Source organism: Streptomyces sp. DH12, from assembly GCF_020873895.1.
Taxonomy (GTDB): domain Bacteria; phylum Actinomycetota; class Actinomycetes; order Streptomycetales; family Streptomycetaceae; genus Streptomyces.
On sequence record NZ_JAHWGT010000352.1, the window covers coordinates 1 to 668 of the forward strand.

General features: G+C 73.4%; 1 protein-coding gene and 1 pseudogene. Both read left to right on the forward strand.

Translation table 11 applies throughout. The annotated features are described in order from the left end of the window. Positions 1-276 (forward strand): annotated as a pseudogene (locus tag LPA54_RS34500) (ABC transporter); the annotation flags it as partial. Between the two features lie 90 nt (positions 277-366). Continuing rightward, positions 367-668, forward strand: a 302-nt coding sequence (locus LPA54_RS34505; RefSeq protein WP_228984588.1) for an RNA polymerase sigma factor, incomplete at its 3' end; no start/stop codon positions are given.

Here is a 668-nt window from a genome sequence, read left to right on the forward strand (position 1 = left end):
CGCCCCGGCCTGTACGTCATGGACGAGCCCGAGGCCGCCCTGTCCTTCTCCTCGTGCCTGGAGCTGCTCGGCCACATCGACCGGCTGGCGCGGGCCGGCGCGCAGGTGGTGTGCGCCACCCACTCACCGCTGCTGACCGCCCTGCCCGGCGCGGACGTCGTCGAGGTCGGCGACCACGGCATCCGGCGCACCGCCTGGCAGGACCTCGCCCTGGTCGACCACTGGCGCCGCTATCTCGCCGATCCGGCCGCCTACCTCCGGCACGTCCTGGAGTGACCCCCGGACTTTCCGTTATCCGGACCCGGGCGGCGGCTCTCCTGTCATGACGGGCGGACGGCCCGGGACCGAGAAGGAGCGTGGACGAGCGTGGCAACGAGCACAGGACCCGGCGGGGGACGGGGCGGCGACCCGAGCCGCGGGACGGTCGAGGCGGCACGGCGCGGTGACCAGCGGGCGCAGGACGAACTGGTGGCGGCCTGCCTGCCGTTGGTCTACAACGTCGTCGGCCGGGCGCTCAACGGACACCCCGACGTCGACGACGTGGTGCAGGAGACCATGCTGCGCGTCCTGGGCTCCCTCGGCTCGCTGGAGGATCCGGCCCGCTTCAGGTCCTGGCTGGTCGCCGTCACCATGAACCAGCTCCGCCACCACTGGCGCGACCACCGTAC